The sequence below is a fragment of the Rhodobacter capsulatus SB 1003 genome, assembly GCF_000021865.1.
GTDB classification, from domain to species: domain Bacteria; phylum Pseudomonadota; class Alphaproteobacteria; order Rhodobacterales; family Rhodobacteraceae; genus Rhodobacter; species Rhodobacter capsulatus_B.
The window spans coordinates 32,306-46,575 of sequence record NC_014035.1 but is presented as its reverse complement, the minus strand read 5'-3'; the positions used below and the strand labels follow the sequence as shown (position 1 = coordinate 46,575).

General features: G+C 66.5%; 13 protein-coding genes and 1 pseudogene. 11 read left to right on the top strand and 3 right to left on the bottom strand.

Annotated features, from left to right (window positions below):
* Window positions 1-22: 22 nt before the first annotated feature.
* The 6 genes from RCAP_RS17780 to RCAP_RS17755 all read left to right on the top strand — a co-directional run bounded on the left by RCAP_RS17780 (window position 23) and on the right by RCAP_RS17755 (window position 6,538).
* Window positions 23-1,039, top strand: a complete 1,017-nt coding sequence (locus tag RCAP_RS17780) for a helix-turn-helix domain-containing protein (protein WP_023925889.1) — start codon at window positions 23-25, stop codon at window positions 1,037-1,039.
* Between the two features lie 97 nt (window positions 1,040-1,136).
* Window positions 1,137-3,230: a TonB-dependent receptor gene (locus RCAP_RS17775; RefSeq protein WP_013069287.1), complete on the top strand. Its 2,094-nt coding sequence runs from the start codon at window positions 1,137-1,139 to the stop codon at window positions 3,228-3,230.
* Window positions 3,224-4,267 carry an SAM-dependent methyltransferase gene (locus RCAP_RS17770; RefSeq protein ID WP_013069286.1) on the top strand — a complete coding sequence of 348 codons (1,044 nt, stop codon included), beginning with the start codon at window positions 3,224-3,226 and terminating at the stop codon, window positions 4,265-4,267. Before RCAP_RS17775 ends, RCAP_RS17770 begins: the two co-directional genes overlap by 7 nt.
* On the top strand, window positions 4,264-5,193 hold the full coding sequence (locus RCAP_RS17765) for a substrate-binding domain-containing protein (protein WP_013069285.1): 930 nt from the start codon (window positions 4,264-4,266) through the stop codon (window positions 5,191-5,193). The genes RCAP_RS17770 and RCAP_RS17765 overlap by 4 nt, the downstream gene beginning before the upstream one ends.
* Window positions 5,190-5,948, top strand: coding sequence for an ABC transporter permease (locus RCAP_RS17760; protein WP_013069284.1), 759 nt, complete (start codon window positions 5,190-5,192; stop codon window positions 5,946-5,948). The genes RCAP_RS17765 and RCAP_RS17760 overlap by 4 nt, the downstream gene beginning before the upstream one ends.
* Before the next feature lie 2 nt (window positions 5,949-5,950).
* A complete protein-coding gene (locus tag RCAP_RS17755) occupies window positions 5,951-6,538 on the top strand; it encodes an ATP-binding cassette domain-containing protein (protein WP_050759995.1) in 588 nt (195 codons plus the stop codon).
* A 202-nt stretch (window positions 6,539-6,740) separates the two neighbouring features.
* Here RCAP_RS17755 and RCAP_RS17750 read toward each other — a convergent pair whose 3' ends face one another.
* Window positions 6,741-7,679, bottom strand: a complete 939-nt coding sequence (locus tag RCAP_RS17750) for an alpha/beta hydrolase (RefSeq protein ID WP_013069282.1) — start codon at window positions 7,677-7,679, stop codon at window positions 6,741-6,743.
* 321 nt (window positions 7,680-8,000) lie between these two features.
* A pseudogene (locus RCAP_RS19985) lies at window positions 8,001-8,560 on the bottom strand (transposase); the annotation flags it as partial.
* Between the two features lie 93 nt (window positions 8,561-8,653).
* Here RCAP_RS19985 and RCAP_RS17740 point away from each other — a divergent pair.
* A complete protein-coding gene (locus RCAP_RS17740) occupies window positions 8,654-9,334 on the top strand; it encodes a condensation domain-containing protein (RefSeq protein WP_013069281.1) in 681 nt (226 codons plus the stop codon).
* Between the two features lie 58 nt (window positions 9,335-9,392).
* Here the strand turns inward: RCAP_RS17740 and RCAP_RS17735 are convergent, their stop codons facing one another.
* Window positions 9,393-10,271: a TonB-dependent receptor gene (locus RCAP_RS17735; RefSeq protein WP_013069280.1), complete on the bottom strand. Its 879-nt coding sequence runs from the start codon at window positions 10,269-10,271 to the stop codon at window positions 9,393-9,395.
* 132 nt (window positions 10,272-10,403) lie between these two features.
* On the opposite strand from RCAP_RS17735, the gene RCAP_RS17730 reads away from it, so the two are divergent.
* From RCAP_RS17730 to RCAP_RS17715, 4 genes are read left to right on the top strand one after another with little or no spacing between them, the layout of a single operon-like run.
* On the top strand, window positions 10,404-11,438 hold the full coding sequence (locus tag RCAP_RS17730) for an ABC transporter substrate-binding protein (RefSeq protein WP_013067069.1): 1,035 nt from the start codon (window positions 10,404-10,406) through the stop codon (window positions 11,436-11,438).
* On the top strand, window positions 11,435-12,475 hold the full coding sequence (locus tag RCAP_RS17725; protein ID WP_013069279.1) for a FecCD family ABC transporter permease: 1,041 nt from the start codon (window positions 11,435-11,437) through the stop codon (window positions 12,473-12,475). Before RCAP_RS17730 ends, RCAP_RS17725 begins: the two co-directional genes overlap by 4 nt.
* On the top strand, window positions 12,472-13,233 hold the full coding sequence (locus tag RCAP_RS17720; RefSeq protein ID WP_013069278.1) for an ABC transporter ATP-binding protein: 762 nt from the start codon (window positions 12,472-12,474) through the stop codon (window positions 13,231-13,233). The genes RCAP_RS17725 and RCAP_RS17720 overlap by 4 nt, the downstream gene beginning before the upstream one ends.
* Window positions 13,234-13,254: 21 nt before the next feature.
* Window positions 13,255-14,190 carry a DMT family transporter gene (locus RCAP_RS17715; protein ID WP_013069277.1) on the top strand — a complete coding sequence of 312 codons (936 nt, stop codon included), beginning with the start codon at window positions 13,255-13,257 and terminating at the stop codon, window positions 14,188-14,190.
* Window positions 14,191-14,270 lie beyond the last annotated feature (80 nt).

Here is a 14,270-nt window from a genome sequence, read left to right as displayed (position 1 = left end):
CGGAGGAATTATGGAGTCTGGCTTGTCATCGGCTGCCCGCAGCCGGGTTTCTGATTTTGCGGATGTCGCCAAACCCGCATCGGCCCCCTGTCCGGATCATCGCCGGGGACCGGGCGCGGCTGTTTCCGGCCGGATCGAACCGGCCCGCTCGCTTCCGGGAGAGGGCGAGACCACACGGATCACCCTGCCCGGGGTCGGCGCTGCAACGCGGATCGATCTGCTGCGGCTCGGGCCGGGGATCTCGGTCGCGCTGAGCCAATTCGCCCCCGGCCGGGGACGAGAGGATGTCATCCTTTGGCCCGCCGGTCGGTTGCTGATCGCCTTCAACCTCTTGGGGATCATGACGATCCGGGACGCCGCGGGGCGTGATCACGACATCTGCAACGGCGAGGGATGGGTGCTGCGCACCAACTCCGAAGCCCTGACGCGTGTGTTGCATCCCGGGCAGGGCTGTTCCAATCTGGTCATCGTGATCGAGGCCGAAGCGGTCACGGAACGGCTGTGCCGGGTGATCGCGCAGGAATTGCCCGACCCGGGGATGGTGCGCAGGTTTCGGCTGTCGCGTCCGGCGCGCGGGCTGCCGGAACGCTTTTTTGATGGCGCCGACACCCCGGCGGCGCTGCTGCGCAAGGAGGGAGATTGCCTCGCCCTCGTCGGCAATGTCTTCGAGGAACTGGCGCAGCAGGGCCGTGCGGGGGCCATGCCCGAGGCAATGCTGCTGGTGGCGCGCACAGAGGCGCTGCTGCGCGACCGGCTGGCCGAGACCTTCAGTCTTGACGATCTGGCGCAGGATCTGGGCCTGAGCCATGTCACGCTCAACCGCTGCTTCCGTCGCGAAACCGGCACGACCGTCTTCGAGCGCTTGCGAGAACTCCGGCTGGAGCGAGCGGCAGAACTGATCGGCCATCAAGGCCGCTCGTTGACAGAAATCGCTTATGACTGCGGCTTTTCCAGCCCCAGCCATCTGAGCACCGCCTTTCGCAAGCGCTTCGGCATGACCGCGCGCAGCTGGCGCCGCCATGGCAGCCAGCGCAACTGATGGTTTCGCCGAATGGAAGATTTATTTGCCCGGATGAAAGTCGGGGCGGCAGGCCCGTGTTAACCCGCAGGCGCCCATCCGCAGCGAGGACCGTGACATGTGCCCTGCCCCTCTTTTCTTGCCGCCACTGCCCGGCCCGCGCCATCGCGGGGTCCTGATTTCGGTTGCCGCCCTTGCGCTTGGCGCCACCCCTGTCGGCCTTTGCGCGCAGGAGGCGACCAACCTTGGCACCATCGAGATCTCACCCAGTCATTGGAGTGAGACCGCGCTGCGCTCCGCCAGCGATGCAACCGTGATTGACGGCGCGGATCTGGCCGAGCGCAACGCCCCGGATCTTGAGGCGGTGACGGCACGGGCGGGCAATGTTCTGTTTCAGCGCGCGAATTCCGGTGAGCGTCTGGTGGTTCGCGGCCTTTCCGCCTTTGACAACGCGTTGAGCGACCCGGTCGGTTACCAGGTGAATGGCGTCGCCCTGCCGCTCGGGACGCTGCAACTGCCGCATTTTTTCGCCGCCGAACAGGTGACACTGCTGAAAGGGCCGCAGGGAACGGCCTTCGGGCGCAATAGCGAAGCCGGTCTGCTGATCTACGACACGCTGCGCCCGGGCGATTTCACCGGGGTCAAGTTGGGCTTTGGCGTTTCCGGCTCGGATGCCGGGGCGCAGCCGCCGGGCTATACCGCCTCGGTGCTTTGGGGCGCGGCGAAGGAGGGGGCTCCGGCACTGCTGTTCGGCCTGGAGCGGTCGAAAACGGACGGGGTGATCTCGGACCCGCGCCCGGGCGGCGATGACGATGGCGGACGCGAAGGCCGAACCAGCCTCTTGGCGGGGGCGGCCTGGGCTTTCGAAAACGGTGGCACGCTGCGGGTCAGCTTCCTTGGCGAAGACGAGACCCTCGGCAAGGAGCAGTATCGCTACATCGACGGGCCGCAGGCGACCGGCCGCTACGAAAGTCGCTACAGCGATCCATCCCGGGAAAACCGCCGTTCGAGCGTCACTTCGCTGGACTATGCCCAGACCCTGGACGGGTTCGATCTGACCACCATCACCGGCTTCACCACCTTTGATCGCGATTTCCTGCTCGATACCGATTCCAGCCCGCTCCCGCCAATCCCCGGGGTCGCCGTGACGGCTTTCGATCTGAAGGACCGCATGATCTCTCAGGAGATCCGGCTGAGTTCGCTCGAGGGCGCCGAACGGTTCAAATGGTCTTTGGGCCTTCACGCTTATCATCAGGCAACCGACGTGGATTTCGACCTGCGCGGAATGGGCGCGCGCCGGGTGACCAGCATCACGCAAAACGGTGTCGCACTTTACGGCCTTGGCGAGGTTGCGCTGACTGACCGGCTCCGTCTTGGCGGCGGGCTGCGGATCGACCATATCGCCAGCTCTGCCAGCCAGACCTTCTCGCTGGCGGGCAGCTATGCCGCCTCGGATGCGACGACGACGCCGCTGCCGAAAGCCACTTTGGCGTGGGATATCTCCGACCGCACGACGCTGCACGCCTCCTATGCGCGCGGCTACATGCCCGCTGGTTACAACTATGCCTTTGCGGGCAATGCCGCGAGCCTGATCTACGCGCCCGAATACAGCTGGAACGCGGAAATCGGTCTGAAAACCATCTTTCTCAATGACGCGAGCCTCAGCCTGACCGGGTTTCACACCACGGTGAAGGACAAGCAGATCACCGAAACGGTGGTGGGCGCGGTTCAGAAAATCTCGAACGCCGCCGAGGCCGAAAGCTATGGGCTGGAGGCGGCGCTGTCCGCCCCCCTTGGTCATGGCTGGCAGATTGATGGATCGCTCGGATGGCAGCATGCGCGGGCAACCTCCTTCATGACCCGCACGGGTGCTGGGCCGGTGGATTATTCCGGCAACCAGCTGCCGATGGCTCCAAACCTGAGTTACGGTCTTGGTGTGACCTGGGAAGGCGGCGATGGCTGGCGTGCGCGCGCTGCAGTCAACGGCTACGGGTCGTCCTATTTCGACGCGGCCAACACTCTGGAACAGGATGGCTACCGGATCGTCGACGCTTCGATCAGCCGCGATCTGGGTAACGGAGTGCTGACGCTCTGGGCGCACAACCTTTTTGACGAGGAATATGCCGCGCTGTCGCTGCGCTCGTTCTACGGCACGTTGGTCGAGGATGGCCAGCCGCGCAGCTTCGGGCTGAACTGGACGACGCAATGGTGACTCCGGAGACGGCTCCCCGCCGCGATCAGGGGGCGCATGTGCTGTTCGAGACGATCGAGGGGCCGATCCGCTTTGCCCTGCTCGACCATGCGATGCAAACGGGACTCTTCGATCTTTGCGCGGCGCCAGTCGGGGCGTCCGATCTGGCGCTGGCGCAGGGTCTGGATCCGGATCGACTGACGCTGGTCCTGCGCGCCCTTGTGGCTTGCGGATTTCTGGACCGGGCGGGCGAAACGTTCCAGACGCCGCCCGATCTGTTGCCGCTGCTGTCGGCGCGAAGCCCGACCAGCCTGATCCCCAGCCTGCAGGCGCTGGCGCGGCTCAGGCATGCGGGGCTGGACCGGATCGCCGAGCTTCTGGCGCCGGAGCGGCCCTCTCCGGAGCGGCCGCTGTTTGACGCGGCTTATTGGAACCGCGCGCATGAAAGCCTTGCCTCGTTTCATCGCGGCGCGGCGGCAGAGGTGATGCTTCCGTGTCTGACCGGTCTGCCGGAATGGGAAAGCGCGCAAAGCTTGCTCGAGATCGGCCCCGGCTCGGGAACGCTTGCCCGCGCCTTGTCTGCCCTGCGACACGATCTGCGGATCACCCTTCTGGACCTGCCGCCGGTCGCCGAGCGCATCGCGGCAGAACTGGCGGAACTGTCGGTGCGGGTGCATCCGGGCAGCTACAACGATCCGCTGCCCGAAGGGGCCTTCGACATGATCTTCGCCTCGATGACGCTCTATTTCCATGATCGGGGGATCAGCGCCTTGATTGGGCGGATCGCCGAGCGGCTGTCGCCTCGGGGGGTGTTCGTCTCGCTGCATGCCACGCTGACCGAGGGACGCTGCGCCCCCGAGGAACATGTGATCGGCCGTCTGATGCCCGCGCTGTGGCAGCGCGACGTTTCCTTTGACGATGGCGAGATCGCCGATGCGATGGCACAGGCAGGCCTTGCCGTCAGTTCGAAATGGATCGGAACGCCCTTCGGCCGGTTCCGCGTCGACATGGGCCGCAAATCCCTTTCCCCTTCTGACCCCAAGGCGCCCCCCAGATGAACTTGCTCCCTCTGTTCGCCGCGCTGCTTCTTGGCCTGCCCGCCCCCCTGCGAGCCGAGGAAGTGATCCTGACCGGCCCGCCGATCTGGGACTCGGCCCCGCTGATCGCGCTTGCCGCGCAACAACCGCTGGCAGCCGACGGGATCACCTTCACCTTCCGGCCCTGGACCAATCCTGAAACGCTGCGCAAGGAGCTCGCTTCCGGGCGGCCGGTGGTGGCGATGGCGCCGGTGCTCATGGCGCCCCTGTTGCAGGCGCGCGGGATGAAAGGCGATCTTCTTGCGGCCAGCGTGACCGGGGGCAATCTGTGGCTGATCGGGCGCGGCTCCGATCTGGATGGGCCGGAAGCGCTGAGCGGTCTGAAGATCACCGTGCCCTTCGAGGGCAATCTGCCCGATCTGATGCTGCGCCGAATTCTTGGCACAACGGCCTGGCAACCGCTTTACACCGGCGCCTATCCGGCTTCGATGCAGATGCTGCTGGCCGGCAAGGCGGATCTCGCGCTTCTGGCCGAACCGATGGCCAGTGCGGCGCTCGCGGCGGACCCGACATTGCGGCGGCGTTCCGATCTGTGTCCGCTCTGGCAAAAAGCCACCGGCGCGACGGCCTGCCCGCCCGGCGGCGCACTGCTTGCAAGCCCCGATTTGCCTGCGCGCGGAAAGATCGTCACGGCATTGGAAACGGCTCATTCGGACCTCGCGGCCACTCCGGGGCAGGCACATGCTCTTCTGGCGGGCTTTTTTCCGGAACTCTCGACCGGGCCCGGGGCATCGGCCTTTGCGGGCATCACCGCCAGCCTTCTGGTCATGCCCGCCGATGCTGCCCCCCTGAGGGCCTTTTACGGCGAGATCTTCGACCTCGCCCCGCAGGCAATCGGCGGCACGCTGCCGGGACCGGAGTTCTATGCCTCCGGGATCCGAAAGTGAGCCCGTCTCCTCCCGCCAAGGCGGCGCGTCTTGGGGCCGGTCTGGCCGGAGCAGGGCTGCTCCTGCTGCTTTGGGAGGTGATCGCACGGCAGACACTGCCCGCAATCCTGCCCGGGCCGCTGGCGGTCGGACGCGCGCTGATTGCACTTCTGGGGGAGCGGACATTCTGGACCGGGAGCCTTGCGCCCAGCCTCGCCGCAGCGCTTGCCGGCGTGCTGTTGGCGCTGTTCTTTGGTCTCGTGCTTGGATGGATGTCCTTTCGCTGGCCGCTGATCGGCGCAGCTCTGGCGCCCTTGCGGCTGGTCCTGATGGGTCTGCCCGCGGCCGTGCTGGCGATTCTGCTGATCCTCTGGCTCGAGGGCGGCGGGACGATGGTGGTGGCGGCCGTGTCCGCGTTGCTTGTGCCGGTGTTCCAGATCGCGACGACTGCGGGCCTTGGCGCCATCGACCCGCAACTTGACGAGATGGCACGGCTGTTCCACGTCCCCCGCCTGCGGCGGTTGCGCCATGTCCTGTGGCCTGCGCTTGCAACCGCGCTGATGCCCGCGCTGCGTGTCGCCGTGGCCAACGGGCTGCGCATCACCCTGCTGGTCGAGCTTCTGGGCGGCGGTCAGGGACTTGGCCGCGCGATCCAGTCGGCGCAGACATGGTTGATGACGGACCGGCTTCTTGCCCTGACCTTCGTGGTCCTGCTGATGATCGCCGGAGCAGAGGCGCTGCTGGCCCTGGCGGACCGCAGGGCGCGGCGCAAATGACCATGCTGATCCGTGCAACCGCGCTCGGCCTGTGCCCCCCGGGGCATCAGCGCGCGCTTTTCGGTCCGCTGGCGCTGACGCTCGGCCCCGGGGAAAGCCTGCGCCTGAACGGCGCCAGCGGCGCGGGCAAGACGGCTCTGTTGCGCCATCTTGCGGGTCTGCCCAGCCCGGTTCGCGGCGAGGTCATCCGCAAGCCCGGGCTTCGCATCGGCTTCGCCTTTGCCGAGCCAAGGTTGATCCCCGGCCTTTCGGCGCGGGGCAACGTCGCCCTGCCGCTGCCCCGGCCGCAGACGGTCTGGCTGCAAGAGGCGCTGGATCAGCTGGGTCTTGGCGCCTGTGCCGCGCTGCCTGCGCCGCTCTTGTCGAAGGGGCAAGCGCAACGGGTGGCCTTGCTGCGCGCCTTGGCGATCCGGCCGGATCTTGTGATCCTGGACGAGGCTGTCTCGGGGCTCGACCCCGAGAGCCTCGCGCGCAGCAGGGATTTTCTGGAGCGAAGCCGGGCGGAAACGGGATTTGCCCTGATCGAGACCAGCCATGATGCGACCCGGTTCTTCGCGCCGGATGCCCCTTGCCTGAAGCTGGCCCCCTGAGCCTGTTCCGTATCCAGATCGCCTCAGCGACGTTCGCTCAAGATTTTGCTGTATCGAATGTTGACCGTCCGCTTCGAGCCAGCTGCGTTGCGGCGAAGACATGGCCTCGACCGGCGGCTTAGGGCCGATCTCGACGTCGCGAGATGTCCGCGATTCGGGGCATGCTGCGGCGAGACAGAGGTCAGCTCCGAGCCCCAAGTTGTCAGTCGGGACGCGCAGATTCGTCCATAAAGCTGGCGATGCCGGGCACGAGATTTTCATAGAGAGGGAGAGATGGGTCAGTATATGTGGCAAAGGGTTTCCCGGCGACCGCTGTCTTCAGCATATGCGTTCCCCGGACAAGATTGATCCGTTGGGACTGACGCAGCGCACTGGCCAGAAGATCGGCATCGCGAGGTCGGACTTGCGTGTCTTCGCTTCCTTGGACGATCAGCACGGGGCCGTTCCATTCTTTGGCAATCTCTACGGGGTCATAAGAGAAGAGGTCGATCATGTAGCGCTGAAGTCCCGAAGAGAATAGCGGACGCAGCACCGCGGACATGGAATCTGGATCGCGGGCCTCGCCCGCTTCAAGATCAGCTACGATGGCGCCGATCTCAGGCATCAAAGGAGCGTTTGCCGGATTGGCCTTGAACTGTTCGACCATGAGCTGCCCTATCGGGCGCCCCGGCGTTGCCAGAAGGATCAAGCCGCAGAGATTTTCCGGCGCGTCTTGGGCGGCCACAAGGGCCACCAGTCCACCTTCGGAATGCCCGGCAAGCCATACACAAGGTGCGACACTTGAGGCGTATGCTGCCCAATCGCGCACATCTTCGGCATACGCACGAATAGTGACATTGTTGGGATCGGAAATAGCCCCGGCGCTGCCATAAAACCCCCTCTTGTCGATACGCAATGAGGCGATGCCTTGTTCGGCAAATGCCTCGGCCAGTAACTTGTAGGTGTCAGTCGAGAGGCCCATCTGCGGCGAATTTCCGTCCCGGTCCGTCGGACCCGACCCAGGAATGATGATGATCACATGACCAGCCCTATCGACGGCGACCATTTCCGCCTCAAGCTGACCCTGCGGTCCGGGAATGTGAACCGGTTCGGCCATTGCCAATGCAGGAAGAGATAGCAGAAGTAGGGTAAGCAGGCGCATGAAATCCTCGCGTAAACCAAGGATACCAATAGGCTGCGTTTCATGAGCCGGCAACGGCAGCTTCGCCCGCGCAGCCAACCTTCACCTTCCGAAATGCTGCACGATGGACGAATGGCCGGTCTCGTGAAGCTGCACCGCAGCGCTCAGACAGGAAGCGACCGGCCGAGGCTGTGTGAAAACTCAGATTTTGGTTTCAAATCGTAGGCGCTCTGCCCCGTTCCGGCGGTTTTCAGAACCAATTTCTCCGAACCCCTGTTTTGAGGGCCTTTTCGGGCTCAAAAGGCGCCATTCTCGGGCTTGAGATCGCCGATTTTCCCGCGATCACCTTTGGATTGCAGCCACCAACCTCGGCATGCCCACCAAGGAGATCATTCTCTTGATGTTGTAGGCCTGCACGTTCAACGCCATTTCCGTGCCCACCCCTTGAAACCGCTTGGTCAGGAAATGGCAGGACCCGGTCCAGGCCTTGATCGTGCCGAACGGGTGCTCGACGGTTGATCTTCGCACCCGCATCGGCGCGCCGGCGCTGCGTCGGCGCGCATCCGATGCCTCGACCAGATGCTCGTGTTCCCACCGCGAAACCCGTCGTTCAGAGCCCCCCGTCCTTCATGGATCGTCGTGCAACGGCGTTTGATTTCGCAGCTTGAACACCCGCCGCGCCAATAGCGTCTGTGCTGCGCGCGCGTTGCCATCGCCCGGGCATCTGGGTCGGTCAGCGAAATTTGCCCGTCCGGCGCATCGTCCAGCGCCTTTTCCATCGCCAGCAAACGTTCGATCTGCTGACGAATGCCATGGTATCGCCCCTTCAGATGGGCCGCCCGCTCGGCCCGCGCCGCGCCGGTTTCCTGACGGTCGATCCGGTCCGCCTCCTCGATGTAACGGCCGGATCAGTTGCCCCTCGGCGTTGTAGCCAAGACCGACGATTCAGCGGGAAGCGCCGCGAAGGCCTGAGGGGCGAGGTCAGGCTCAACCTGATGATGGCCGAGCTGGCCTGCGCCTATGCCGCCCGGGCGGCGGAACGGGCCCCCGACTGGGCCGGACCGGTCGCACCGTTTCACGCTTTTGCTCGCGCCCGGGCCAGTGCCGGCATCGACGCCCGGTCGCTGGAACATTGGGTCACGGCTCTGCGCGACGCGCCGCCGCCGCAGCCGATCCGTGCCCCGGGCGCAGCGTCCCGGCCCGCGACCCCCGAGGATGCGGCCCCGGAGGATGCGACGGCGGGCGGCTGGTGCGAAATCGCCGTGCCGCCCGCGGTCTGCGCCGGGTTGCATGCCTTGGCAAAGACCTGCTCGGCCTCGCTGTTCAACACCGTCTATGCGGCGATCTCTGTGGCGCTGCAGCGGCTGGCCGGGCTTGAGGCGCTGACCATCGGCACCTCGGCCGCGGGCCGCACCGATCCGGCCTGGTTCGACACGATCGGCTATTTCACCACCGTCACCGCGCATTGCCTGCGCGCCCCCGGCGATGCGACCCCGCGCGCGCTGATCACCGCGGTGCGCGACCAGATCACCGCCTCGATGCCGCACAGCGAAATCCCGATAGATCTGGTCGAGGCGGCGCTGTCGGGTGGTACCGCGCCCCTTGATGCGCATATGTTCGAGGTCTTCATCCAGATCCACGCCCAGAACCGGCTGAACGGCGCGCTGCTGCCCTGATCCGGCGGATGCCCGCCTTCGCCCGGCCCCGAAGAGCGTCCCGGGGCCGGGCTGTCGGTCAGAAGGTCATTTTCAGGCCGACGCCGGCCGAGCGCGGATCGACCACGGTGCCCTGCAGCGATCCCTGCAGCGACCGCAGGTTGGTCACCGAACGATCGTCGAAGATGTTGTTCACATAGGCGAAAAGCGACAGATCCTCGCGCGGGGTCCAGGTCACGCGGGCATCGGCCACGGTATGCGCGTCGATCAGAAGCGCCGTCGCATTGGTGTCATCCGAGAAATAGGCGTCGGTGTAACGCACCGTGCCCGCCAGCGTCACATCGGGACGGATCGCCCAATCCGCACCAAGGCTGAGCGTGCGGCTGGGCGCGCGGCCGAATTCATGCCCCTCGTAATCGGCCAGCGCATTCTCGAAGCTGACGATTTCGGTGTGCAAAAGGCCAAGATTGCCGCGCAGGGTCAGGTCGTCGCGCGCCGCGAAGCTGAAGCCCAGCTCCATCCCGTAGGATTCCGCCTTGTCGGCATTGACGGTCACCGCATCGGTATAGCCGCCCTCGATCACCGAGGTCACATAGCGCTGCGCATTCTTCATCCGGCTGTAAAACAGGTTCCCGGTCAGGTCGAGCCGCTCGTCAAACAGCTTCGTGCGGCCGAAAAGCTCGTAGTTCCAGACCGTTTCCGGCTCGAAGGTCACATATTGCCTTGACACGAAGCCAAGCGTCACCCCGCCCGGGTTGTAGCCCTTGCTGACCATCGCGCCGATGCTGGTGGTGTCGTTCAGGTCATGGGTCAGCGCAAGCTTCGGCAGCCAGGCATCGAAGCTCCGGTCGTAATCCAGCACCTCGGGCGTGAAGCTGGTGGTGCCGCGCCGCTCCACGTCGTCGCGCTGATAGCGCAGGCCGCCGGTCACCCTCCAGTCGGGGGCAAAAGGTGCCACACCGCCGCACGTCGGCGTTGTGCAACAAAGCCCCTGTTTCGCCCGCAGTTCCTGAGTGAAACACTCTTGAGTTCCGCGGGTTGCGGGGATAGTGAAAATCGACTCTTTCACTCGGAAACCGGACCCTCCCCCATGTTGCCCCTCAAGACCGCCATTCTGGGTGGCGTCGCCCTCTCCTGCCTTTGCTCCGCCGCGCTTGCCGAGCGGACGAGCTATCCCCTCACCATCGAGAATTGCGAGCAAAAGGTGACCTTCGCGAAAGCACCCGAGCGCACCGTGGCGCTGGGGCAGAACAGCGCCGAGATCCTGCTCCTGCTGGGGCTCGAGGATCGCATGGCCGCCACCGCCTTCTGGCCGAACAGCGTCCTGCCGGAGCTGGCCGCGGCGCATGACAAGGTGGAGGTGCTGACGGTCGAATTCCCGACGCTTGAAGCGGTGCTGGCGCAGCAGCCCGATTTCGTGCCTGCCATGCTGGTGACGCTGATGGGGCCCGACAGCAAGGTCACCAAGCGTGAAGATCTGGAAGCGCTCGGCATCCCGACCTACCTCTCGCCCAGTGCCTGCACCACCGAGGCCGACACGCAGAGCGCGAACGGCAGCGCGGCGAGCTCTGCCTATGGTGTCCGCAAGGATCTGTGGTCCATGGACCTCCTCTACAAGGAGATCGAGGACATGGCGCGCATCTTCGACGTGGCCGAGCGCGGCGCGGCGGTGATCGCCGATTTCAAGGCCCGCGAGGCCGCCCTGCGCGCCGAATTCGCGCCGCGCGAGGATCTGACCTTCCTGTTCTGGTTCTCCAGCCCCTCGCCTGCCGACGATGCCTATCTGGGCGGCGGCCATGGGCCTTCGGGCTACATCGCCGATCTGCTTGGCGGCTCCAACGCGATCAGGACCGAGGCGGAATGGCCGACCCTGGGCTGGGAAGGCATCATGGCCGCCAATCCCACCGTCTTCGTCGCCGCGCAGGTGGACCGCAACCGCTGGGACCTTGACCGGGCCGACACCAAGATCGCCTGGCTGACCTCCGATCCGGCGGTCAGCCAGATGGAGGCGGTCAAGGCGGGGCGCATCGCGGTGATGAGCGGGGCGGCGATGAACCCCTCGATCCGCACGCTTTACGGCGCCGAGCAACTGGCAGACCAGCTCCGTTCCTTCGACCTGCCGTGAGCATTCGTGACGAGACCGGAAGCGGGGCGGGGAAATTCCTCTTGCTTCTGACGGTGTCCCTTCTGGTTCTGTGTCTTGCCGTCGCGGTGGCGATGACCGTCGGCGATTATGCCATTGCGCTTGGCACGGTCGTGCTGGCGGTGGGCAACGGGCTGGGCCTCACGACCGCCGAGATCCCGCGCATCGAGCAGAGCGTGGTCTGGGACCTGCGGCTGAGCCGTGCGCTGGTCGCGGCGCTGGCGGGCGCGGGGCTGGCCATCTGCGGCGCGATCCTGCAGGCGCTGCTGCGCAACCCGCTGGCCGAACCCTTCGTGCTGGGCGTCTCGGCGGGGGCCTCGACCGGCGCGGTGGCGGTCATCGTGCTGGGCATCGGCCGGGCGGGCTGTCGCTGTCCCATGGGGGCTTTCGCGGGCGCCTTCGCTGCCTTCGCGCTGGTGGCGCTTTTGTCGAACGGCGCGACCAGCGGGCCGAACCACACGATCCTCGCGGGGGTCGCCGCCTCGCAGCTTTTCAACGCGCTGACCTCCTATATCGTCACCACCTCGGGCAATGCCCAGCAGGCGCGCGACGTGATGTTCTGGTTGCTGGGCAGCTTCGGCGGCGTGCGCTGGCCGGATTTCCAGCTTCTGATCCTCGTCGTGATGACGGGCCTTGCGATCTGCCTGTTGATGGCACGTTCGCTTGACGCCTTCACCTTCGGCGACGAGGATGCCGCGGCGCTTGGCGTGCCGGTGGCGCGCATCCGCCTGATCCTGTTCGGCGTGACGGCGATGATGACCGCGACCATCGTCAGCATGGTTGGCGCCATCGGCTTCGTCGGGCTTGTCGTGCCCCATGCGGCACGCTTCATCGTCGGGCCGATGCATCTGCGGCTGATCCCGGCCTGCGCGGCTGCGGGGGCAATCTTCCTCGTGCTGGCCGACATCGCCGCGCGCGTGATCGTCGCGCAGCAGACCATTCCCATCGGCGTCGTCACCGCCCTGGTCGGCGTGCCCTTCTTCGCCATCATCCTCTATCGTTCCCGGCCGCAATCATGACCATCGCCGCCCGCAATCTGACCTGGGGCATCCGCAAGCGGACCATCGTCGCGGATGTCTCGCTTGATGTGGCGCGGGGCGAGACGCTGGGCCTGATCGGGCCGAACGGCTCGGGCAAGTCCTCGCTGCTGCGGCTGCTTGCCGGGTTGAAGCGCCCGCAGGCCGGTTTCGTCGAGATCGAGGGGCAGGATATCGCGCGCCTCCCGCGCCGGGCGCTGGCGCGGCAGCTGGCCTTCGTCCGGCAAAGCGCCGCGACCGACAGCAATGTCTCGGTCCGCGACGTGGTGCGGCTGGGGCGGACGCCGCACCGCTCCGCCCTCTCGGGCTGGTCGGCGGAGGACGAGGCGGCGGTCACCTCGGCGCTGGCCCGCGTCGACATGGAGGGGCGCCGCGCGCAGCCCTGGCAGACCCTCTCGGGCGGCGAGAAGCAGCGGGTCCACATCGCCCGGGCATTGGCCCAGGCGCCGCGCATCCTGTTTCTTGACGAGCCGACCAACCATCTCGACATCCATCATCAGATCGCGATCCTGCGCATGGTGCGCGAGCTTGATCTGACAAGCATCATCGCGCTGCATGACATGAACCTCGCCGCGATGTTCTGCGACCGGATCGTCGTGCTGGAGGCGGGCCGTGTCGTGGCCTGCGGCACGCCCGAGGCCGTGTTGACCGCCGAGCTGCTGCGCGCCGTGTTCCGGGTGGAGGCAGAGATCGCCACCTCGACAACGGCCGGGCCGCCGCATATCCGTTTCCGCGCCTGAAAGCGAAAGGGACCGATCCGCATGGGCAGTCTGACGACCCCTCGGCCGCGGCTGAGCGGCGAGCCGCTCGGCATCGCGCTGCGCATCGGCTCCACCCTCGCCTTCGCCGCGATGACCGCCTGCATCAAGGCGCTGGGTGACGCCGTTCCGCTGGGCCAGGTGGTGTTCTTCCGCTCGGCGGTGGCGCTGCTGCCTCTGGTGCTCTTTCTGTGGTGGACGGGCGACTTCCCCCGGGGGCTTGCCACGCGCCGCCCCTTCGGCCACATCGCCCGCTGCCTGATGGGGGCCGCGGCGATGTTCACCTCTTTCGCCACGCTGCGCTATCTGCCGCTGGCCGAGGCGACCTTGCTGTCCTATCTCGCGCCGGTCGTGCTGGCGCTGCTCGGGTGGGGGATGCTGGGCGAAAGGCTTGGTCCAAGGCGGCTGGGCGGCGTCGGGCTGGGGCTGGCGGGGGCGGCGGCCTTCTGCCTGCCCGCCTTCTCGGGCGGGCTTCCGCCGGGCGCGGCTTTGGGGGGGACGCTGGGCCTTGCCACCGCGATGCTGACAGCCGGAGCGCTGCTTCAGGTGCGCCGGCTGACCTTGGCGGGGGAAAAGGCGGGGGCGATCGCCTTCTGGTTCGCCGTGGTCTCGGCCGCGGCCGGGCTTGCGACCGTGCCCGCGGGCTGGGTGTGGCCGCACCCGGCCGAGTTCGCCCTGCTTCTTGGGGCAGGCCTTGCCGGGGGCGTCGCGCATATCCTCATGACGCTGTCGTTCCGCCATGCCGAAGCCGCGGCGCTGGCCCCGTACGAATATCTCTCGATCCTCTGGGCGGCCGTCGCGGGCATGCTTTTCTTCGCCGAACGCCCCGGCACGGCCTTCCTGATCGCCGGCCCGCTGATCCTTGGCGGCGCCATGATCGCGACGCCCGCAGGGCGCAAGCCGACGGTCGTCACCAGGGATCGCGCGCAGGGCCTCTGATCACGAAACCGCTCGATCATCGGGGCCGCTCTGCCCGCCCGCCGTCTCGGGGGATGGACCCGCCGAAGCGCGAGGTTCGA

What these genes read in the sequence shown, in the direction of transcription:
- RCAP_RS17775 (WP_013069287.1), top strand. Translation starts at nt 1,137, where the DNA reads ATGTGCCCTGCCCCTCTTTTCTTGCCGCCACTGCCCGGCCCGCGCCAT.
- RCAP_RS17770 (WP_013069286.1), top strand. Translation starts at nt 3,224, where the DNA reads ATGGTGACTCCGGAGACGGCTCCCCGCCGCGATCAGGGGGCGCATGTG.
- RCAP_RS17765 (WP_013069285.1), top strand. Translation starts at nt 4,264, where the DNA reads ATGAACTTGCTCCCTCTGTTCGCCGCGCTGCTTCTTGGCCTGCCCGCC.
- RCAP_RS17755 (WP_050759995.1), top strand. Translation starts at nt 5,951, where the DNA reads ATGCTGATCCGTGCAACCGCGCTCGGCCTGTGCCCCCCGGGGCATCAG.
- RCAP_RS17750 (WP_013069282.1), bottom strand. Translation starts at nt 7,679, where the DNA reads ATGCGCCTGCTTACCCTACTTCTGCTATCTCTTCCTGCATTGGCAATG.
- RCAP_RS17740 (WP_013069281.1), top strand. Translation starts at nt 8,654, where the DNA reads ATGATGGCCGAGCTGGCCTGCGCCTATGCCGCCCGGGCGGCGGAACGG.
- RCAP_RS17730 (WP_013067069.1), top strand. Translation starts at nt 10,404, where the DNA reads ATGTTGCCCCTCAAGACCGCCATTCTGGGTGGCGTCGCCCTCTCCTGC.
- RCAP_RS17720 (WP_013069278.1), top strand. Translation starts at nt 12,472, where the DNA reads ATGACCATCGCCGCCCGCAATCTGACCTGGGGCATCCGCAAGCGGACC.
- RCAP_RS17715 (WP_013069277.1), top strand. Translation starts at nt 13,255, where the DNA reads ATGGGCAGTCTGACGACCCCTCGGCCGCGGCTGAGCGGCGAGCCGCTC.